Here is an 18,850-nt window from a genome sequence, read left to right on the forward strand (position 1 = left end):
GCTCAGTCGGACGCCGCCCTGCCCGCCGTACCCCACTCCACCCGCGGTCCTTCGACCGCGGGTGGCGCGTGCCGGGCCGGATCATGGCGCACCTGCAGGAGCGCCACCCGGTCCGGCGCCCCGTCGAGCACCCCGCCCGAAGGATCGTCGGACCCGTCACGTCGTACGGGATCCCGGTCCGGCCGCAGGATGTCCCTGACGATCACGGCGCAGAGGTAGAGCGTTCCCAGCAGATGCAGGGCGACCGCGACCTGGTAGCCCTCCTGCGGCAGCCCCTGGTGCTTGTCGCCGCTCGTCGTGTACGCGAGGTAGAACCAGATCCCCAGGAAGTACATGACCTCGCAGGCCTGCCACACGAGGAAGTCCCGCCAGCGGGGCCTGGCCAGCGCGGCCAGAGGGATCAGCCAGAGCACGTACTGCGGTGAGTAGACCTTGTTGGTCAGGATGAAGGCGGCCACCACCAGGAACGCCAACTGGGCGAAGCGCGGCCGGTGCCGGGCTGTCAGCGCCAGCCCCGCGATTCCCGCACACAGCACGATCATCAGCAGCACCGAGGCCGTGTTCACCGTGCTCACGTCGATGGGCCGGCCGGTGCGCTGGGTGATGATCAGCCAGAACGAGCCGTAGTCGATCTGCCGTTCCTGGCTGAACGTGTAGAACTTCTTCCACCCCTCCGGGGCGTACGCCATCACCGGAAGGTTCACCAGCAGCCATGCCGCCGCCGCGCCGAAGAGGGCCACCCCGTACTCCCGCCACTTCCCGGCGCGCCAGCACAGCACCAGCAGAGGCCCGAGGACCAGCACGGGGTAGAGCTTGGCGGCGGTGGCAAGACCGATGAGGATGCCGAAGGTGAGGTTCCTGCCACGGGACCACATGAGCATCGCCCCGGCTGTCAGCGCGACGGCCAGCAGATCCCAGTTGATCGTCGCGGTGAGCGCGGCCGCCGGGGCGAGGGCGACCAGGAGCCCGTCCCAGGGGCGGCGGCGATGTGTACGGGCCACACACACCGCGATGATCACAGCGCAGATCATCAGCATGCCGGCGTTGACCATCCAGTACATCTGCTCCCGCTGCTGCACGGGATCCGAGGACGGAGTCAGCGTCAGCCAGGACGCGACCTGCATGAAGACACCGGTCAGCACCGGGTACTCGAGGTACGCCATGTCACCGCTGAGCCGGTCGACGTACGGCACGAGGCCGTCGGCGAAACCGCGCCCGACGTAGAGGTGCGGGATGTCGGAGTAGCACGCGTGCGTGTACTGCGAACTGGTGCCGCGGAACCACGCCCAGTCGTAGCAGGGGATCTTCTGCACCATGCCGAGCGCGAACATCCCGATCGCCACGAGCACGATGACACGCACCGGTGTGAGCGGCCCCGATCCGTACCGTGCCCAGCGGCCCACGGGACCGCCGATCAGCTCACTGCCCGCTGAGGCGATCTCGTCCTGTCGCGTGGGCGGTACGACGGACGGCTCCTGGTGCACGCTCGTGTCTTCTGCGCTTGGCATGCCGCACATCCTGCCGTACGGCGCTGTGTGCGGGCGTGGCCCGTGTCCCGGACACACAAAGGGCCGTCGGCACCTGGCAGGTGCCGACGGCCCTCGTCATGCGTGTCGGGCGGGCCCCTGGACGGGGCCTCCGGACGGCGGTGGCGTCACGCGCCGCCCTGGACGGTGCTACCCGCCGCCGCCGAAGATCCCGCCGCGGTCGTTCTCTTCGCCCTCAGTCGTACCTTCGGTCGTTCCCTCGGACGTCCCGGTGTTCGTTCCGCCGTCCGTGGTCCCGGCGTCGGTGCCACCGTCGGTGGATCCGTCCGTGGTCCCTCCGGTGTCGTTGCCGTCGGTCGTCCCACCGTTCTGGTTGCCGTTGTTGCACTCCCAGTCGAGCGGCGCACATGACGACTCACTCGGTGAGGGGGACGGGGACGACGGTGAGGGGGACGGCGACTCGGACTCTTCGGTCGACTCCGAAGGTTCCGGCGCCGGACTCGGCGTCGGGCTGGGGCTGACCGCGCCGCCGCCGAACAGTGTTTCGCCGTACGGCTCCGCCTTCGGGAACCTCACGACCTTCGTGCCCTTCACGGCTTCGGCCATGTAGTCGTGCCAGATCTGCGCGGGGAACGAGGCACCGTGGATCGACTTCTCACCGCCGGTCCCGTACATCTCCAGGAACTGGCGGTTCTTCTTCGTCTCGTCGTCGTCCATCCGGAACATGCTGACGGCCGTCGACAGCTGCGGGGTGTAACCGACGAACCAGGCCGACTTGTTGCCGTCCGTGGTGCCCGTCTTACCGGCCACATCACGTCCTGGAAGCTGGGCGGGCGTACCCGTTCCGTTCTCGACGACGTTCTTCAGCACATCGGTGACGTTGTCCGCGATGATGCTCGGGAACGCCGGCTTCGTCACCGTCTTGTGCTGATAGATGACCTCGCCCTTGTGCTTGACCTCGGTGACCGAGAAGGGCTCCCGCTGCTGTCCACTGGTGGCGAAGGTGGCATACGAACCGGCCATCCGGATGGCACTCGGTGAGGACGTACCGATGGAGAACGAGGGCACCGTCGAGTTCGCCATGTAGTTGTCGTCACGCAGACCCGCGGCCATGGCGGCCTGCTTCACCTTGTCCGTGCCGACATCCATACCGAGCTGGACGAACGGGGAGTTGGCGGACTCCTGCATGGCGTAACGGAGGCTGATGTCTCCGTAGTCCTTGTCCCCGTCGTTGGTCTGGAGCCACTCCTTGCCTTCTTTGTTCTGCCAGACCGTACCGTCGTAGTCGTTGATCTTCAGCTCGTTGTCGCCGTTGTAGGTGCTCTTCGGCGAGACGGGCTCGCGTTCCGACTCACTCTGCTCGGGCCCGAGCGCGGGATTGCGCTTGCCGTACTCCATCGCCGCTGCAAGCACGAACGGCTTCCACGTCGAACCGACCTGGGCACCGGTCGCGTCGGCGTTGTTGGTGTAGTGCTGCGTCGCGTCCTGACCGCCGTACGTGGCGACGATGGCGCCCGTCTTGGTGTCCACCGACGCGCCGCCGAACTCGACGTGCGTGTCCTTGTCGGGACGCTTCTCCGGGTCGATCTTGGCCTTGTACACCTTCGTGATCGACTTCTCGAGCTCTGCGACCTTCTTCTTCTCGAAGGTCGTGTGGATCTCGTAGCCGCCCTGGGCCAGTTCCTTCTCGGTGACGCCTTCCTCGTTGTGCGCGAGGAAGTACTTCGTGGCGAGGTCGACCAGGTATCCGGTCTGGCCACCGAGCTTGGCGTCCTTCCGCGGCGGGTCCGGCATGGGGAACGTCTTGTACTTGGCGCGCTCGGCCGCGCTCATCCGGCCGTCCTTCACCTCTTCGTCGAGGATCCAGCTCCAGCGCTCCTTGGCCCGCCTGGTGTTCTCCTTGGCGGAGGCATTCACCGGGTCGACCTCGGGGGCACCCGCGGGGTCGTAGTAGCTCGCGCCCTTGAGCAGCGTCGCCAGGAAGGCGCACTCGCTCGCGTCCAGCGTCGTGGCGTCCTTGTTGTAGTACGCACGTGCCGCCGCCTGAAGCCCCGAAGCACCCCGGCCGTAGTAGGAGACGTTGAGGTACCCCGCCATGACGTCGTTCTTCTTGACCGTCTCACCGACCTTGAGCGTGATGAAGAGTTCCTTGAACTTCCGGCTCAGGGTCTGGTCCTGGGTCAGCATGGAGTTCTTCACGTACTGCTGAGTGATGGTCGAACCGCCCTGGGTGTCACCTCCCCGCGCCATGTTGTAGAAGGCGCGGGCGATACCCATGGGGTCGATGCCCCTGTCGTCCTCGAACGATTTGTTCTCGGCCGAGATGACGGCGTTCCGCATCTCTACCGGGATCTGGGCGAACTCGAGCGACTGACGGTTGACGGAACCGCCCGTGGCGACCATCTGTGTGTCGTCGGCCCAGTAGTAGACGTTGTTCTGGGCGGTGGCGAGGTCCTTGACCTCCGGCGGCACCACGAGCGCGTACGCGATGCCGGCCGCACCCATCATGAGACCCAGGAAGCCCAGGCACAGACCGGAGACCAGCCGCCACGACGGAACCCAGCGGCGGTAGCCGTACTTGCCGGCCCGCGGGTAGTCGACGAAGCGCTTATTTCCGGAATCGGCGCGACCCCGGCCACGGCCTTCATGACCGTTGCTGTCGCCACCTCCCCGCCGCCTGCCTCCGCCGCGCTGGGCGGCGCGACGGGCCTCGGCACGGCTGCCGTAGGCAGGCTCCTCCCCGTGCGCACCGGAAGGTGATGACGAAGTTACCCTGCGTGACGCATCGGTACGGCGTCCAGCAGGCTGTTGGGCGGCTCGTCTGGCCGCTGCACGCCCGCCACCTTGCGGTTGCGGCGTTTTGCGACGGTGCTCGCTCATCGAACGACTACTCCTCGGGCAGGCGAGAGCGCCTGGAAGCGGCAGTTGAGATCCGGTCCCCCCGAATTGCGGACAAGCCCTGCGGAAGGCTCACCCGCAGTACATCCGGCAGTCCGCGATTACTGACGCTCGACGGCGCCTCACGGTTCCCGGTGGTCTGCATGCCGCACAGACTACGCACGGCCAAAAACCTCTGGGGACCGAACTTCACCCCAAATTACGCAAGTCACTCGCTATGAATCGGGGATGTGACGCCGCTCACGAACCGTCCTCTTGTCGAACATCACGAGTCGATCTATCGTGCTGATGTATCGAGTCGATACATCAGCACGGCATAAGGTGGGCTCAGCAGCCTGCGGAAGCACCAGGCGGAGGGGGAGGCGAAGGTGAGCAGACGCTCCGGCATCCTCGAATTTGCCGTGCTCGGCCTGCTCCGCGAGTCCCCCATGCACGGCTATGAGCTGCGCAAGCGCCTCAACACGTCGCTGGGAATCTTCCGCGCCTTCAGCTACGGCACCCTCTACCCCTGCCTCAAGACGCTGGTCGCCAACGGCTGGTTGATCGAGGAACCGGGCAGTGTTCCGGCCTCGCCACCCGCAGCAGGTCTTGGGGTCGCTCCCACGTCCTCGCTGGGCGGGCGTCGCGCCAAGATCGTCTACCGGTTGACGGCAGAAGGTAAGGAGCACTTCGAGGAACTGCTCTCGCACACCGGACCGGACTCCTGGGAGGACGAGCACTTCGCGGCTCGTTTCGCCTTCTTCGGTCAGACGGAGCGCGAGGTACGGATGCGCGTGCTCGAAGGACGCCGCAGCAGGCTGGAGGAGCGCCTCGAAAAGATGCGCGCCTCACTCGCCCGCACCCGTGAACGACTCGACGACTACACGCTTGAGCTGCAGCGACACGGCATGGAATCCGTGGAGCGCGAAGTGCGCTGGCTGAACGAGCTCATCGAGAGCGAGCGGTCGGGACGGGATCAGCGACGGTCCTCGCCCGAGAGCTCCAATCAGCACGACTCATCAGGAGAAGCGGGCGGCCTGCCCCGGCACCGGGACGACAACCGGCCGGATCCGTCCGACGACACCAAGTGACATCCCCGCAGATCCGCAAGGCGTCATCGGGGAACACCGAGAACACACAGGGAGCAATCGGCATGGGTTCGGTTCGCGTAGCCATCGTCGGCGTGGGCAACTGCGCCGCCTCGCTGGTGCAGGGCGTCGAGTACTACAAGGACGCCGATCCGGCCGGCAAGGTGCCCGGCCTGATGCACGTTCAGTTCGGCGAGTACCACGTGAGCGACGTCGAGTTCGTCGCCGCCTTCGACGTCGACGCGAAGAAGGTCGGCCTCGACCTCGCGGACGCCATCGGCGCCAGCGAGAACAACACCATCAAGATCGCCGACGTGCCGAACACCGGCGTGACCGTTCAGCGCGGCCACACCCACGACGGTCTGGGCAAGTACTACCGCGAGACGATCGAGGAGTCCGCCGACACCCCGGTCGACATCGTCCAGATCCTCAAGGACAAGCAGGTCGACGTACTCGTCTGCTACCTGCCCGTGGGTTCCGAGGTTGCTGCGAAGTTCTACGCGCAGTGCGCCATCGACGCCAAGGTCGCTTTCGTCAACGCCCTCCCGGTGTTCATCGCCGGCACCAAGGAGTGGGCGGACAAGTTCACCGAGGCCGGTGTCCCGATCGTCGGCGACGACATCAAGTCCCAGGTCGGCGCCACCATCACGCACCGTGTGATGGCGAAGCTCTTCGAGGACCGGGGCGTCATCCTTGACCGCACGATGCAGCTGAACGTCGGCGGCAACATGGACTTCAAGAACATGCTCGAGCGTGAGCGCCTGGAGTCCAAGAAGATCTCGAAGACGCAGGCCGTCACCTCGCAGATCCGCGACCGCGAGCTCGGTGCGGACAACGTCCACATCGGCCCGTCGGACTACGTGGCCTGGCTGGACGACCGCAAGTGGGCGTACGTGCGTCTCGAGGGCCGTGCATTCGGTGACGTTCCGCTGAACCTGGAGTACAAGCTCGAGGTCTGGGACTCTCCGAACTCCGCCGGTGTCATCATCGACGCCGTGCGCGCCGCGAAGATCGCCAAGGACCGTGGCATCGGCGGCCCCATCCTCTCGGCTTCCTCGTACTTCATGAAGTCCCCGCCGGTCCAGTACTTCGACGACGAGGCCCGCGAGAACGTCGAGAAGTTCATCAACGGCGACGTCGAGCGCTGATCCCGCCGGTCACTGTTTCAGTGACGCATCTCCATGTGGGGGGTCCTCGGGCAATCCGCCCGGAGACCCCCCACATGTGTGACCCTTGCGCACATGCCTGTCGTGCGTGATCTAGGCGTACTCCTGCGCCTTCGGAACTTCCGTCGCCTGCTCGCTGTACGGCTTCTCTCCCAGTCGGCCGATGGCGTCTACCAGGTCGCGCTCGCCACCTACGTCGTCTTCTCACCGGAGAAGCAGACAACGCCGGGTGCCATCGCGTCCGCCATGGCTGTGCTGCTGCTCCCATACTCATTGATCGGCCCGTTCGCCGGGGTCCTGCTCGACCGCTGGCCCCGACGCCAGGTCTTCCTGTACGGGAACCTGCTGCGCGCCGCTCTGGCCTGCAGCACGGCCGTGTTGCTCCTGAGCTCCGTTCCGGACTGGCTGTTCTACGCCTCCGCCCTCTGCGTCACCGCCGTCAACCGTTTCGTGCTGGCGGGACTGTCGGCAGCCCTCCCTCGCGTCGTCGACACCGAACGGCTCGTCCTTGCCAACTCCCTCTCCCCGACGGCCGGCACGCTGGCCGCCACTGCGGGCGGAGGCCTTGCCCTGGCCGTCCGGCTGCTGACGGAAGGATCCGACGCCGCCGTGGTCCTGTTGGGCGCGGCCCTCTACCTCCTCTCGGCGCTGGTCTCTCTGGCCTTGCCCCGCACCCTCCTCGGGCCGGATCAGGCCCTGCACCATGTGCCGCTCCGAAAGGCCCTCACCACTACCGCGCAGGGGCTCGTCGCAGGACTGCGCCATCTGGCCGAGCGGAGGGACGCGGCTCACGCGCTGGTCGCCATGACCGTGATGCGCTTCTGCTACGGAGCGCTGACCGTGATGGTGCTGATGCTGTGCCGCTACGCCTGGTCCGACAACGAGGCAGACGGCCTGGCCCTTCTCGGCCTCGCACTCGGCGCTTCCGCTGCCGGCTACTTCGTGGCGGCCCTGTTGTCCCCATGGGCAGTCGGACGCTTCGGACGGTACGGCTGGCTGGCCGGCTGCGCCGGAGCCGCGGCCCTATTGGAACCGGCGCTGGGGCTCCCGTTCGCCCTCACCCCGATGCTGGCGGCGGCCTTCGTTCTCGGGCTCGTGACCCAGGGAGCAAAGATCGCGACGGACACCGAGGTACAGACCTCCGTGGACGACGCCTACCGCGGCCGGGTCTTCTCGCTCTATGACGTGCTGTTCAACGTCGCCTTCGTCGCCGCCGCGGGAATGTCAGCCCTCGCGCTTCCCCCTGACGGGCGCTCCGTCGTCGTGGTGCTCACCGTGGCAGCCCTCTACGCCATTGCCTCGGTGGCCATGCTTCGCCGACGGCGTGTGAGCATCGCGCTCCGGCACACCCACATCAAGGAATGAGGGGCGTTGTTTCACGTGAAACAACGCCCCTCATCGGCCAGCCGTGGATCACTTCCCGGCGCACCGTCGTGTTTCACGTGAAACACGACGGGCCCCTCGGCCCCCTGTTCGCCGAGCCGGCAGACAACCTCAGCCCTGCGCGGCCCACCACTCCTTGAGCGCCGCGACCGCGGCGTCGTACTCCATCGGGCCGTTCTCGAGACGTAGCTCCAGCAGGAACGAGTAAGCCTTGCCGATCACAGGCCCGGGCTCCACACCCAGGACCCGCATGATCTCGTTGCCGTCCAGGTCGGGCCGGATCGCCTCCAGCTCCTCCTGCTCCTGCAGTTGCGCGATGCGCTCCTCGAGCCCGTCGTAGGTGCGCGACAAGGCGTTCGCCTTGCGCTTGTTCCGCGTCGTGCAGTCGGAGCGTGTCAGCTTGTGCAGCCGGCTCAACAACGGTCCCGCATCCCGCACATACCTGCGTACCGCGGAGTCGGTCCATTCTCCGTCGCCGTAGCCGTGGAAGCGCAGATGCAGTTCCACCAGCTTCGAGACGTCCTTGACCATGTCGTTGGAGTACTTGAGCTCGGTCATCCGCTTCTTGGCCATCTTGGCTCCCACCACTTCGTGATGGTGGAAGGAGACACGGCCGTCCTTCTCGAAGCGCCGCGTCCTCGGCTTCCCGACGTCATGGAGCAGGGCCGCGAGACGCAGCACGAGGTCCGCACCGCCCTCCTCCAGATCGATGGCCTGCTCCAGGACCGTCAGGGAGTGCTCATAGACATCCTTGTGACGGTGATGCTCGTCACTTTCCAGACGCAGCGCGGGGAGCTCGGGCAGCACCCGGTCGGCCAGGCCCGTGTCCACGAGAAGCCCCAGTCCCTTGCGGGGGTGACCGGAGAGCAGCAGTTTGTTGAGCTCCTCCCGAACTCGCTCGGCCGAGACGATCTCGATGCGTCCCGCCATGTCCGTCATGGCCTTCACCACGTCGGGGGCCACCTCGAAGTCCAGCTGCGCCGCAAAACGTGCGGCACGCAGCATGCGCAGCGGATCGTCGGAGAAGGACGCCTCGGGCGTGCCCGGGGTGCGCAGTACACGCTGCGCCAGGTCATCGAGGCCGCCGTGCGGGTCGATGAATTCCTTCTGCGGCAGGGCGACGGCCATGGCGTTGACCGTGAAGTCACGTCGTACGAGGTCTTCCTCGATCGAGTCACCGTAGGAGACCTCAGGCTTGCGCGAGGTTCTGTCGTACGCCTCCGACCGGTAGGTCGTGACCTCGATCTGGTAGCCGTCCTTCTGCGAGCCGACGGTGCCGAACGCGATTCCGACCTCCCAGACCGAGTCGGCCCAGGGCCGGACGATCTTGAGCACGTCCTCCGGGCGGGCGTCGGTCGTGAAGTCCAGGTCGTTTCCGAGCCTGCCGAGCAACGCATCACGGACCGACCCACCCACCAGGGCAAGGCCGAAGCCGGCCTCCTGAAATCGGAGAGCGAGGTCATCGGCGACGGGGGACACCCGCAGCAGTTCACTGACTGCGCGGTGCTGCACCTGACTCAGTGCACGGGGGCTGTCTTCGTTGGCGTTCGGCACAACAGAAAAGGGTACGTGCACCGACCGGCCCGGGCGTCATCGTTTCTTGCCGCCCTGCGAGACTCTCCCGATCATGTGGCACGGTCCCCGGCACTCAGGCGTCCGGCACATCGTTACCATGCGGGGACGCAGAGACCGGCAGAGCCGGCACCAGCTGACGACGACGAGGGACGGATACGCGTGGCCGAGGCGGCAGACTTTCAGGGGATGAATCCCTCCCCTGCCCGCCGGTGGCTCCGGCGCACAGCCTCCTTGATCGTCGGGGCACCGCTGATCGCCGGCCTCCTCGCCGGTCCCGCAACGCCCTCGGCCCTGGCCCAGGAAGCGACCAAGGTCCCCACCGGCTCACGCACCGTCGACGTGTCCCTGGACACGCTCGCTCCCAGCGCACCGGTCGAAGGCGACACGCTCACCGTCTCCGGCACCCTGACCAACAAGGGCAAGAAGGCGGTCACGGACGCCGAGGTCGACCTGCGTGTCGGGCCGCAGTTGTCCGGCAGAGGTGCTGTCGACGAGGCCTCCAAGCGCACCGGATACCTGTCAGGCAGTGACCCGGCCAAGCTCGGCGGCGCGTACACGCTGAAGGTTCCCGAGCTCGCGTCCGGGGTCAGCCAGGACTTCACCCTCTCCGTTCCGGTGGACAAGCTGGAACTGGACGCCGAGGGCGTCTACCAGCTCGGGGTATCCCTGACCGGCCGGACCACCGACTACCCCTACGACCAGGTGCTCGGTATCCAGCGGACCTTCCTGCCGTGGCAGCCGGAGGACACCAAGAGCAAGACCAAGCTCACCTTCCTCTGGCCGCTGATCGCATCGGCACACGTCACCGCCGAGACAGGCTCCGACGAACAGCAGACTCCTGTATTCGCCGATGACGACCTGGCTCTTGAGCTCGCTCCGGGCGGCCGCCTGGAACAGCTGGTTTCACTGGGGCGGCAGCTCCCCGTGACATGGGTGATCGATCCGGACCTGCTGGCCTCTGTCGACGCCATGACGAAGAACTACCGCGTCAAAGTCGGTGGCACCACGGTCGCGGGGAAGAACCAGGCCATCGCCAAGAAATGGCTCACGGATCTGCAGGCGGCCGTGAAGGACGGGAAGGTGGTGGCCCTGCCGTTCGCCGACCCCGATCTCGCGTCCATCGCTCACCGCGGCAAGAACGTCTCGGGTGCCCTCAGCCATCTGCAGACGGCGACCGAGGTCGCGGGCACGACGGTGGAAACCGTCCTTCACGTGAAGCCGTCCACCGACTTCGCCTGGCCGGTGGAGGGTGCGATCGATCCCTCGGTCGTCGACGTGGCCACCTCGGCCGGCGCGCACAAGGTGATCGCCCGCAGCGACAGCCTCAAGGAAACCAGCGGGCTGCCCTACACACCGACCTCGGCCAGGCCGATCGGCGGTGGCACCACCGCCGTCGTCGCCGACCACCGGCTTTCCACCGCGTTCACCGGTGACATGGCCAAGGCCGGCGCCTCGACACTCGCCGTCCAGAAATTCCTGGCACAGACGCTGACATTGACGGAGCAGACCCCCGACAACGAGCGCAGCATCGTCGTCGCCCCGCAGCGGACTCCCACCGCCGCCCAGGCACAGACCATGGCGCGCGCCCTGCAGGCCCTGACAACCGAACACTGGACACAGCCGCTCGGCCTGACGGCGGCAGCCGACCAGAAGCCCGACGCGCGGGCCACCACCAAGGTGCCCGGGGCCTCCCAGTACCCGAAGAAGCTGCGAAGCCAGGAGCTGCCCACCCAGGCGTTCCAGGACATCAGGACGACACAGGACTCGCTCAACAGTTTCCAGGTCATCCTCACGCAGCCGGACCGGGTGGTCACACCCTTCGGAAACGCGATCAACCGCTCCGTGTCGGCGTCATGGCGCGGAAAGCCACTGGAGGCCCAGCGGTACCGTGACGCGGTCCGCACCTATCTGCAGGGCCTCACCAATGAGGTCAAGCTGATCTCGAAGTCGGATGTGACCCTGTCCGGGCGCAGCGCCACGATTCCGGTGACCGTGCAGAACAAACTGGTTCAGGATGTGGATCACCTCGTACTCCGTCTGACGTCGGGCAACGCCGCCCGGCTCAAGCTCAACGACGGCGGTGCGGTAGCCGAACAGCCTGTCGAGATCGCGGGCGGACACAGCCAGTCCGTGAAATTCGACGCCTCGGCCAATGCCAACGGACAGGCACAGGTCACTGCCCGGCTGTTCACCGAGGACGGCGCTCCGTACGGCGAAGCGATGACCTTCACGGTGAAGGTCTCGGAAGTCACACCGACAGTGCTTCTGGTGATCGCCGGCGGACTGCTGCTGCTGGTCCTGGCGGGCATCAGGATGTACACCCACCGCAAGCGCACCGTCGCCGGCAGCGCGGCGGAGAACGGCGACGGCGAACCCGAGCAGCCGAGTGACCCTGCACCGGACACCGGTCCGGAAAGCGGTAACCCTTCAGGCCCGGGTGAGAAAGTGGACCGTTGAGCGATGTCTGTCGTGGCCTCTCGGCCGGGGACAATAAGGTGGGGTTTCGATGAACGCGCCGTACGACGGTGACCGCGGCCAGGGCGCGGGCGGAGCTGGTCCTTCCAGCGGTCCGCCGGTGCCACCGGGCGCCGGTCAGGGCGGGGAGACACCCGACCCCTACCTGCAGCACGCGTACGAGCACGATCCGTACCGTTCCCAGGACCTCGCCGCGCAGGATCCGGTGGCCGAGGCACTCTACGACCGCGCCTCGCATCCGCCCCCGCCCCCGGGCACCTATCAGGAGCCCCCGGCCCTCTACCAGCAGCCTCCCGCGGCCCAGTACGCACCCGACCCCCGTATCTGGGCCCAGACGCCGCCACCGGAGCCCGCAGGCCCCTCCCGGCATCTTCCTTACGGCGACAACGCCGCGACCACTCAGTACGTAGGCGTGGACGACTTGGTCACGCAGGCTTCCGACGGCCGTGGGGAGCAGGACGCCTTCGCTCACCTCTTCCGTGACCAGGAAGGGTCAGGCCGGCCTCCCGGTCCTCCTGCCGAGCCCGAAGCGGCTCCGGCACCCGTTCCGCCGAAGTCCGGCGGCAGGGCCGCCGGGATACTGAAGTCCAGTGCGCTGATGGCGGCGGGCACCATGGTGTCCCGGCTCACGGGCTTCGTCCGCAGCCTCGTGATCACCGCGGCGCTGGGCGCGGCGATGCTCGGTGACAGCTTCACCATCGCGTACACCCTGCCGACGATGATCTACATCCTCACCGTGGGCGGTGGGCTGAACTCGGTCTTCGTCCCCCAGCTCGTCCGGTCCATGAAGGACGACGAGGACGGGGGTGAGGCGTACGCCAACCGACTGCTGACGCTCGTCATGGTCGCGCTCGGCCTGATCGTCGTGATCGCCGTGTTCGCAGCACCACAGCTGGTGCACCTCATGTCGCGCACGATCGCGAACGATCCGGCGGCGGACACGGTGGCGGTCACCTTCGCCCGTTACTGCCTGCCGACGATCTTCTTCATGGGCGTCCATGTGGTGATGGGTCAGATCCTCAACGCCCGTGGAAAATTCGGGGCGATGATGTGGACCCCGGTCCTCAACAACATTGTCATGATCTTCACCTTCGGCCTGTTCATCTGGGTCTACGGCACCTCGGCCGAATCCCGGATGGGCGTGGAGACGATCCCGCCGGAGGGTGTCCGGCTCCTGGGCATCGGCACCCTGCTCGGCCTGGTGGTCCAGTCCCTGGCCATGATCCCGTATCTCCGCGAGGCGGGTTTCCGGTTCCGGCCCCGCTTCGACTGGAAGGGCCACGGACTCGGCAAGACCATCAAGCTCGCCAAGTGGACGGTCCTGTTCGTCCTGGCCAACCAGGCGGGCGTGCTGGTCGTCACCCAGCTGGCGACCTCCGCGGGAAAGCTCGCGGACAAGGACGGCTCAGGCTTCCTCGCCTACTCCAATGCCCAGCTGATCTGGGGCATGCCGCAGGCCATCATCACCGTCTCGGTCATGGCCGCCCTGCTGCCCCGCATCTCACGCGCCGCCCACGACAACGACCCCGGGGCCGTCCGCGACGACATCTCGCAGGGGCTGCGCAACTCGGCCGTGGCCATCGTTCCGGTCGCCTTCACGTTCCTCGCCCTCGGTCTGCCGATGTGCACCCTGCTCTACGCCTCCAGCGGCACCGAGGCCGCACGGTCCATGGGCTTCATCCTGATGGCGTTCGGCCTCGGCCTCATCCCGTACTCCGTGCAGTACGTCGTGCTGCGCGGCTTCTATGCGTACGAGGACACCCGCACCCCCTTCTACAACACGGTCATCGTCGCGGCGGTCAATGCCGCGGCCTCCGCCCTCTGCTACGTGATTCTTCCGGCCCAGTGGGCAGTCGTGGGTATGGCGGCCTCCTACGGGCTGGCCTACGCGGTCGGCGTCGGCATCGCCTGGCGCCGGCTGAGCAACCGGCTCGGCGGCGATCTCGACGGCGCCCGTGTGGTGCGTACCTACGCCCGACTCTGCCTGGCCGCGGTCCCCGCGGCAGTGGTCGGCGGCGGCGTGGGCTTCGCTCTCCTGACGGCCCTCGGCGACGGTGCCGGCGGTTCGGTGGTGGCACTGGTCTGTGGCAGCGTCGTCCTGCTGGGCATCTTCTTCGTCGCTGCGAAGAAGATGCGAATCGAGGAGCTCAACGGCATGGTCGGCATGGTCCGGGGACGGCTCGGCCGCTGAATGCGCTGCGAGCCGCACAACCATCGCTGGACACCGCGTGTCGTGCATAGCGCCGGAGTGTGGGCACAATTGGCGTGACTGTGCAGAGCTGGCTGGCATCGCGCAACGGATGGGGAGGCAGGAACGACGGTGGCGGAACGTAGCACGGCTGCTGTCGACGTGGCCGACAACAGCGGCGACGAGCCGCTGACCGCCAAGGCGGACGCGGCCACGACCGACGGAACGGCACATACCCAGGACGCAGGGGGCGCAAGCCCGCACGACGAGGCGAGCCGGGATGACGGCTCGGACGCCGTACCGGCGTCACCCGACCTGCACAGCGGTCACAAGCTGGCCCGGCGCTACCGCCTCGAGGAGTGCGTCACCCGGCTGGACGGATTCAGCAGCTGGCGCGCTGTCGACGAAAAACTGCGGCGCGCGGTGGGTGTGCATCTACTGACCGCCGATCACCCGCGCGCCCGCTCGGTGCTGGCCGCGGCCCGCTCCTCCGCGCTGCTCGGTGACCCGCGCTTCGTCCAGGTCCTGGACGCCGTGGAGGAGGGCGACCTCGTCTACGTCGTCCACGAATGGCTCCCCGATGCCACCGAGCTCACGGCTCTGCTGGCTGGCGGCCCTCTGGAAGCTCACGACGCCTACCAGCTCGTGAGCCAGATCTCGCAGGCCATGTCCGCCGCACACCGCGAAGGGCTCGCACATCTGCGCCTGACACCCGGCGCCGTACTCCGCACCTCGACCGGCCAGTACCGGATCCGCGGTCTGGCAGTGAACGCCGCGCTGCGCGGCATCACCGCCGACAAGCCCCTACGCACGGACACCGAGGCCATCGGCGCACTCCTCTATGCCGCCCTGACCCGGCGCTGGCCCTACGAAAGCGACGCCTACGGACTGTCCGGGCTGCCCAAGGACCTGGGCCTGATTCCCCCGGACCAGGTGCGGGCCGGCGTCCACCGCGGGCTGTCCGAACTCGCCATGCGCGCGCTTGCCAATGACGGAGCCACCGCGTCACGGCAGGAACAGCCGTGCACCACCCCGGATGAACTGGCGAAGGCCGTCGCAGCCATGCCGCGCGTCCTCCCCCCGGAGCCCGCGTTCACCGCGCCGCCGGAGTACCAGCGCACGACCTATCAGCAGGGCACGTACGGACGCCCGTCGGCGCGCCCCAGCTCTGTCACCCAGCCTGTCATCCCTGTGCCTCCGCCCCCGCTCCAGAGCCGCACGGGGAGGGCCCTCAAGTGGGCCGTGTCCGCGCTGCTCATCGCGGCGCTGGGCCTCGGCAGCTGGCAGCTGGCGGAGACCGTCATCAACCGGGGCAACGACTCCGGGGAGCCGACCCCGACACAGACCGCCGATAACGGGGGCGACGACAACAACGCCGTCGAATCCGACAAGCCCGTCGCTGTCGCAGGGGCTCAGGATTACGACCCGCTCGGCATGGACGGCTCCGAGAAGCCCGCCTCGATAAAGAACATCTACGACGGGGACTCGAGCTCCTACTGGAACACGGACGGCTACTACAGCGCCGACTTCGGACGGCTCAAGGAAGGCGTCGGAGTCGTTCTCGACCTCGGCGAAGTCCAGCAGGTCGGCAACGTCGAGGTGTCCTTCCTCGGTGGCAGTACCTCCGCAGAACTGAGGACGACCAAGGCGTCATCCGTTCCTGCTCTGCCGGACGGTTTCACCGAGGTCGCGAAGGGATCCGGAACAAAGGTGTCCCTCAAGCCCGACAAGCCGGTCCAGGCGCGGTACGTTCTGGTCTGGCTGACCAAGCTGCCTCTGAGCGACGACGGTAACTACAGGGGCAAGATCTCGGACATCAAGATCACGAGCTGACAGCACCAGGGGAGGGGGCTCACCGTTGGACAACGCCAGATTTGCTGACATCAACGACCAGGACCTCCTGTCCCAACACGTCGCAGGTGACCCGGACGCGTTCGGTGAGCTCGTGCGGCGGCACCGTGACCGGCTTTGGGCTGTGGCCCTGCGTACCCTCGGAGACCGCGAGGAGGCGGCAGACGCTGTGCAGGACGCCCTTGTCTCCGCCTTCCGCGCTGCCCACACTTTCCGAGGCCAGTCCGCCGTCACCACGTGGCTGCACAGGATCACCGTCAATGCCTGCCTTGACCGCGCCCGCAAGGCGGCCTCACGCAAGACCGCGCCGGTCGACGACACCGATCGGCTCGATCAGCTCATGGAACCGCACGAATCCGCTGAGGCTCCCGCTGAACGGCAGGATCTGCACCGCGAGCTCCTGGCCGCACTGGCCACTTTGCCCGCCGAACAGCGCGCCGCTCTCGTCCTCGTGGATATGCAGGCCTACCCCGTTGCCGAAGCGGCGCGCATCCTCGACGTGCCGACCGGCACCGTGAAGAGCCGCTGCGCGCGAGGCCGGGCCAGACTGCTCCCCTTGCTGACTCATCTACGCAACAACAGAGGGGACAGCAAGGACAGCTCCATGGAAAGGAACCGGACGCCGGAGCCATCCGTCCCACCGGCGTCAGGACCGAGAGACCTAGGCGACAGCGACACTGCAACGGTGAAGGGTGGAGGTGGGCTCGTATGACATCCACAGCCGACACGACTCAGCACCCGGACGTCTCGGAGATCTCGGACCTCACCGAAGGCCTCCTCGCCCCATCCCGCGAGGCAGTACTCCGCCGCCACATCGACGCTTGTGAAGACTGCGACGACGTCTACGCCTCCCTGGAAGAGGTCCGCTCGCTGCTGGGTACGGCAGTGCCGCTGAGCGACCCCATGCCTGAAGACGTCGCTGCCCGAATCGATGCGGCGCTGGCGTCGGAGGCCGTGTCTGCCGCCAGGCTGCCAGACTCGGCAATTCCTGTTTCACGTGAAACATATGATCTGCCGGCGGATAGCGCGGGCTCGCCCAGGCCAGCCGGCCGTCCACGCGGTGCCACCGGCCCCGGTCGGAGTCCGTCCCGCCGTCGGCGCCGCACGGTGATCCTCGGCACCGCCTTCGGGGCGGCGGCCGTAGGCATGAGCGTTTTCCTGCTCCAGTCTCTCCAGCCGTCCCAGGACTCGGCTGGCTCGATGGCCGACCGTGGGGTCAGTGCTGCGAAGAAGAGCCAAGGGGACTTTTCGCACGGCACGCTCGAAGGCCGCGTCCATACGCTCTTGAGTGAGACAAAGGCTTCCGAGACTCCAGGCTACGACTCGGGCAAACCCTCGGTGGACACCAAGTCGTCCCCCGGGGAACCGTCTCCCGACGGAGTGTCCCCTCACACTCCCCTCCGCACCCCGATCGTGGATGTTCCCCCCTGCGTCACGCAGGGAATCGGCCGGAACGCGCCCGCCTTGGCTGTGGAGGAGGGCACCTATGAAGGAACAGCCGCTTTCTTGGTCGTGCTGCCCCACGCGACCGATTCCGGTCGTGTCCAGGCCTATGTCGTCGACGCGGCCTGCGTGGATTCCACGCCTGTGGCAAAGGGACAACTCCTGCTCACCGACTCCTACACACGCCCCTGAGGGCCTTGCCGGGAGCCGGACCGGCATATCGGGAATGCATGCCCCTTAGGATCCGTTGGGTGGGGTGAGAGTCGTGGAACCGACCCCAGTAGGTAGCAGGCAGTCCGCAGAGACGAGGAAGAACCCGTGAGCGACGTCCGTAATGTGATCATCATCGGCTCCGGGCCGGCTGGTTACACCGCCGCCCTGTACACCGCTCGTGCGTCGCTGAAGCCGCTGGTGTTCGAGGGTGCCGTCACCGCCGGTGGTGCGTTGATGAACACCACCGACGTGGAGAACTTCCCGGGCTTCCAGGACGGAATCATGGGCCCCGAGCTCATGGACAACATGCGCGCCCAGGCGGAGCGCTTCGGTGCAGAGCTCATCCCCGACGACGTGATCTCCGTCGACCTCTCCGGAGAGATCAAGACCGTTACGGACACCGCGGGCACGGTCCACCGCGCCAAGGCTGTCATCGTCACCACGGGATCCCAGCACCGCAAGCTGGGCCTGCCGAACGAGGACGCGCTCTCCGGACGTGGTGTCTCCTGGTGTGCCACCTGCGACGGCTTCTTCTTCAAGGACCAGGACATCGCCGTGATCGGTGGCGGCGACACCGCCATGGAGGAGGCGACCTTCCTCTCCCGGTTCGCCAAGTCCGTCACCATCGTTCACCGCCGCGACTCCCTGCGAGCCTCAAAGGCGATGCAGGAGCGTGCCTTCGCCGACCCGAAGATCAAGTTCGCATGGGACAGCGAGGTCGCCACGGTCCACGGCGATCAGAAGCTCTCCAGTCTCACCCTGCGCAACACCAAGACGGGCGAGACCTCCGAGCTTCCCGTGACCGGCCTGTTCATCGCTGTCGGCCACGACCCCCGCACCGAGCTCTTCAAGGGCCAGCTCGACCTGGATGACGAGGGCTACCTCAAGGTCGAGGCCCCCTCGACGCGCACCAACCTGAAGGGTGTCTTCGGCGCCGGCGACGTCGTCGACCACACCTACCGACAGGCCATCACGGCCGCCGGGACCGGTTGCTCGGCAGCTCTCGACGCAGAGCGATTCCTGGCCGCGCTCTCCGACCAGCAGCTCGCCGAGCCGGAGAAGACCCCGGCAGTCTGACTGCTCCCCCTGAACCCCACACCCCTG

12 protein-coding genes are annotated in these 18,850 nt (G+C 67.1%); 9 read left to right on the top strand and 3 right to left on the bottom strand.

All coding sequences use genetic code 11. The annotated features are described in order from the left end of the window. Positions 1–2: 2 nt before the first annotated feature. Both ACFYQ5_RS00425 and ACFYQ5_RS00430 read right to left on the bottom strand, forming a co-directional pair. Positions 3–1,508, bottom strand: coding sequence for a glycosyltransferase family 87 protein (locus tag ACFYQ5_RS00425; RefSeq protein WP_389190942.1), 1,506 nt, complete (start codon positions 1,506–1,508; stop codon positions 3–5). 168 nt (positions 1,509–1,676) lie between these two features. Beyond that, a complete protein-coding gene (locus ACFYQ5_RS00430; protein WP_389190944.1) occupies positions 1,677–4,367 on the bottom strand; it encodes a transglycosylase domain-containing protein in 2,691 nt (896 codons plus the stop codon). A gap of 386 nt (positions 4,368–4,753) precedes the next feature. Here ACFYQ5_RS00430 and ACFYQ5_RS00435 point away from each other — a divergent pair, with 386 nt between their 5' ends. From ACFYQ5_RS00435 to ACFYQ5_RS00445, 3 genes are all read left to right on the top strand, one after another. Further along, a complete protein-coding gene (locus ACFYQ5_RS00435; protein WP_389190946.1) occupies positions 4,754–5,455 on the top strand; it encodes a helix-turn-helix transcriptional regulator in 702 nt (233 codons plus the stop codon). A 62-nt stretch (positions 5,456–5,517) separates the two neighbouring features. Further along, positions 5,518–6,600 carry an inositol-3-phosphate synthase gene (locus ACFYQ5_RS00440; protein ID WP_389190948.1) on the top strand — a complete coding sequence of 361 codons (1,083 nt, stop codon included), beginning with the start codon at positions 5,518–5,520 and terminating at the stop codon, positions 6,598–6,600. A gap of 93 nt (positions 6,601–6,693) precedes the next feature. Further along, positions 6,694–7,983, top strand: coding sequence for an MFS transporter (locus ACFYQ5_RS00445; RefSeq protein ID WP_389190949.1), 1,290 nt, complete (start codon positions 6,694–6,696; stop codon positions 7,981–7,983). Positions 7,984–8,112: 129 nt separating this feature from the next. On the opposite strand, the gene ACFYQ5_RS00450 is transcribed toward ACFYQ5_RS00445, so the two are convergent. Then, positions 8,113–9,555, bottom strand: coding sequence for a CCA tRNA nucleotidyltransferase (locus ACFYQ5_RS00450; RefSeq protein ID WP_389190951.1), 1,443 nt, complete (start codon positions 9,553–9,555; stop codon positions 8,113–8,115). Positions 9,556–9,735: 180 nt separating this feature from the next. Here ACFYQ5_RS00450 and ACFYQ5_RS00455 point away from each other — a divergent pair, with 180 nt between their 5' ends. From ACFYQ5_RS00455 to trxB, 6 genes are all read left to right on the top strand, one after another. Further along, positions 9,736–12,033 carry a DUF6049 family protein gene (locus ACFYQ5_RS00455; RefSeq protein WP_389190953.1) on the top strand — a complete coding sequence of 766 codons (2,298 nt, stop codon included), beginning with the start codon at positions 9,736–9,738 and terminating at the stop codon, positions 12,031–12,033. A 49-nt stretch (positions 12,034–12,082) separates the two neighbouring features. Continuing rightward, complete coding sequence (gene murJ / locus ACFYQ5_RS00460; RefSeq protein ID WP_389190955.1) at positions 12,083–14,242, top strand: murein biosynthesis integral membrane protein MurJ; 2,160 nt, start codon at positions 12,083–12,085, stop codon at positions 14,240–14,242. Between the two features lie 129 nt (positions 14,243–14,371). Further along, the gene (locus ACFYQ5_RS00465; RefSeq protein WP_389190957.1) at positions 14,372–16,072 is read left to right on the top strand and encodes a serine/threonine protein kinase; all 1,701 of its coding nucleotides are present in this window, start codon (positions 14,372–14,374) and stop codon (positions 16,070–16,072) included. 25 nt (positions 16,073–16,097) lie between these two features. After that, positions 16,098–16,802: an RNA polymerase sigma factor SigM gene (gene sigM / locus ACFYQ5_RS00470; RefSeq protein ID WP_389190959.1), complete on the top strand. Its 705-nt coding sequence runs from the start codon at positions 16,098–16,100 to the stop codon at positions 16,800–16,802. Next, positions 16,799–17,725 carry an anti-sigma factor family protein gene (locus ACFYQ5_RS00475; RefSeq protein WP_389190961.1) on the top strand — a complete coding sequence of 309 codons (927 nt, stop codon included), beginning with the start codon at positions 16,799–16,801 and terminating at the stop codon, positions 17,723–17,725. The genes sigM and ACFYQ5_RS00475 overlap by 4 nt, the downstream gene beginning before the upstream one ends. A gap of 126 nt (positions 17,726–17,851) precedes the next feature. Further along, on the top strand, positions 17,852–18,823 hold the full coding sequence (gene trxB / locus ACFYQ5_RS00480) for a thioredoxin-disulfide reductase (protein WP_389190963.1): 972 nt from the start codon (positions 17,852–17,854) through the stop codon (positions 18,821–18,823). Positions 18,824–18,850 lie beyond the last annotated feature (27 nt).

Source organism: Streptomyces sp. NPDC005794, assembly GCF_042871445.1.
Classification (GTDB): Bacteria; Actinomycetota; Actinomycetes; order Streptomycetales; family Streptomycetaceae; genus Streptomyces.